Origin of the sequence: Phaeobacter sp. B1627, assembly GCF_006265095.1 — a bacterium.
Classification (GTDB): Bacteria; Pseudomonadota; Alphaproteobacteria; order Rhodobacterales; family Rhodobacteraceae; genus Epibacterium.
In genome coordinates, this window is sequence record NZ_VCNK01000005.1 from 1 (window position 1) to 2,985 (window position 2,985).

Here is a 2,985-nt window from a genome sequence, read left to right on the forward strand (position 1 = left end):
TGGCCAAGAGGGGCAAAGCCCTTGGGGGATCAGATCACCCCTATTTCTGCAAGCGCCTGAGATAATTCTGCAGGCAAGGGGGGCTCAGATCCGCGCTCTTCGGTCAGGTCGGCGGGGGAGTCCTCAGGTTTGAGGTAGCGCCAACCCTGAAAAGGGCGCTTTGGTGCGGTGTGAGTGCGATGAACCTCCGGATCCAAAACGATGGCACAGCGACGTATCGCATCTTCTCCTCTGATTTCATCCAGCCGCAGGATGCGTTGTCGGCATTGAATCAGGCCCTTGATGACCCAATAGATCGAGCCTCCAGCGAGTATCTCTGATTCACGTTTTGGCCACATACGGGTGACGTGCCGGGGTTTGCCATCCTCCCAGCGCCGCGCGTATTGCGCTTGCCAGTCAATCAGGCTCTCCACACTTTCAGAGCCGACAGAGAGCTTCAAAAGATGTACGTGCTTATCCACAGTTTATCCCCAGAGTCGTCCAGAACTACAACACCATATTGTAGGTGTCATGTAGCGGGCGACAAGGTGTTGTGTTAAGATTGTGAAGAAAATACTAATGTCAGTGTAATTCATCGTTGAGGCATACGGGCTCAGCCGCTAATCAGGCCGCCACGCCTTTAACCGACCGACCATAGGGATTCGCCATATGAGCCGCTTTGCCGCCCCCATCGCCGAGCAGATCTGGGATATGAAATACCGCTTCAAGGAAGCCAACGGGACACCGATCGATGTGACCGTAGAGGACACCTGGCGGCGTATTGCCCGGGATCTTGCCCGGGCAGAAGCAAAGCCCGATGTGTGGGAAGAAAAATTCTATGCCGCTCTTGAGGATTTCCAGTATCTGCCCGCAGGTCGGATCACCGCAGGGGCAGGGACTGCGCGCCAGGTGACATTGTTCAACTGTTTCGTGATGGGGACAGTGCCGGACAGCATGGGCGGCATCTTTGACATGCTGAAAGAGGCGGCGCTGACGATGCAGCAGGGCGGCGGCATCGGCTATGATTTCTCGACCATCCGGCCGCGCGGCGCGGACGTCAAAGGCGTGGCGGCGGATGCTTCGGGGCCGTTGAGTTTCATGGACGTCTGGGACGCGATGTGTCGGACCATCATGTCGGCCGGGTCGCGCCGTGGGGCGATGATGGCGACCATGCGCTGTGACCATCCGGACGTCGAACAATTCATCACTGCCAAGTCTGATCCTGCAAGGTTGCGCATGTTCAACATGTCGGTTCTGGTGACGGATCCCTTCATGGAAGCGGTCAAGGCGGATGGCCCCTGGGAGCTGGTCTTTGGGGACAAGGTTTATCACACGGTGCAGGCGCGGGATCTGTGGAACAAGATCATGCAGGCGACCTATGATTTTGCCGAACCGGGCGTGATCTTCATCGACCGGATCAATAGCGCCAACAACCTGAACTATGTCGAGCAGATCGCAGCCACCAACCCCTGTGGCGAACAGCCGTTGCCCCCCTATGGAGCGTGTCTGCTCGGGTCGATCAACCTGGCGCGCCTGGTCACCAATCCATTTGAAAAAGACGCGGAACTGGACCCTGACGCGTTGAAGGAGCTGGTGGCAACCGCCGTTCGGATGATGGACAATGTGGTGGATGTGTCGAAGTTCCCGCTCGATGCACAGGCGCAGGAGGCCCAGAACAAGCGGCGTATCGGGCTTGGCGTGACGGGGCTGGCGGATGCTCTGTTGATGCTGGGTCTGCGCTATGGCTCTGACGAGGCGGCGCGTCAGACCGATCTCTGGCTGCACGCGATCGCCCGCGCCGCGTATCTGGCGTCGGTGGATCTGGCCAAGGAAAAGGGGGCCTTTCCGCTGTTTGATGCCGAGGGGTATCTGGCCTCCGGAAACATGATGAACATGGATGACGATGTCCGTGACGCAATCCGCGAGCACGGTATCCGAAACGCGCTTTTGACCTCGATTGCGCCGACGGGCACCATCAGTCTCTATGCGGGCAACGTGTCTTCGGGGATCGAGCCGGTCTTTGCCTATGCCTATACCCGCAAAGTGCTGCAGAAAGACGGGTCTCGCACTGAAGAAGAGGTGGTGGATTACGCGGTGCAGATGTTCCGCGAGAAGTTTGGCGCCGATGCCGAGCTGCCCGCGTATTTCGTCAACGCACAGACGCTCGCGCCATCGGACCATGTCAAGATGCAGGCGGCAGCGCAGAAGTGGATCGACTCATCGATTTCGAAGACGATCAACTGCCCCGAGGATATATCGTTTGACGAATTCAAGGATGTCTACATGCAGGCCTGGGATCAGGGCTGCAAGGGCTGCACCACATACCGTCCGAATGATGTCACCGGCTCGGTGCTGACTGTCTCGGAGAGCGCAGATACGGCACCGGGTGAAAGCGCGGCTGCCCCACAGGAGAGCGACAGCGCGGAAGTGGTCTACATGTCCGAACCGCTGGACCGGCCGCAGAGCCTGGAGGGCCACACCTACAAGCTGAAATGGCCTGACAGCGAGCACGCGATCTATCTGACGATCAATGACATCATCATCAACAGCCACCGGCGGCCTTTTGAGGTCTTCATCAATTCCAAGAACATGGAACACTATGCGTGGACATTGGCGTTGACCCGGATGATTTCGGCGGTTTTCCGTCGCGGCGGGGATGTGTCCTTTGTGGTGGAGGAATTGAAAGCCGTGTTTGATCCGCGCGGCGGGGCCTGGATGCAAGGAAAGTACATACCATCGATGCTGGCGGCCATTGGCGGTGTGATCGAGACGCATATGATCAAGACCGGTTTCATCGAAGGCGAGGGAATGGGGTTGAAGACCGATCCGACGGCGGAGGTGGTGAACCTGACGCAACCGCGAGGCAAAGCCTGCCCGAGCTGCGGTCAATATGATTTGCAAATGGTAGAGGGCTGCATGACCTGCCGCAGCTGTGGCCACTCCAAATGCGGGTGATCGGTTAGAGTTCTCGTGTTGTCTGATGTCTGACCTACGATAAAATGTCCA

General features: G+C 58.0%; 2 protein-coding genes. One reads left to right on the forward strand and one right to left on the reverse strand.

What is annotated here, in order from left to right; genetic code table 11:
* Window positions 1–29: 29 nt before the first annotated feature.
* Window positions 30–461, reverse strand: coding sequence for a DUF1489 family protein (locus FGE21_RS04540; protein WP_139662092.1), 432 nt, complete (start codon window positions 459–461; stop codon window positions 30–32).
* Between the two features lie 187 nt (window positions 462–648).
* Here FGE21_RS04540 and FGE21_RS04545 point away from each other — a divergent pair, with 187 nt between their 5' ends.
* A complete protein-coding gene (locus FGE21_RS04545; protein ID WP_139662094.1) occupies window positions 649–2,934 on the forward strand; it encodes an adenosylcobalamin-dependent ribonucleoside-diphosphate reductase in 2,286 nt (761 codons plus the stop codon).
* The last annotated feature ends 51 nt before the right edge of the window (window positions 2,935–2,985 follow it).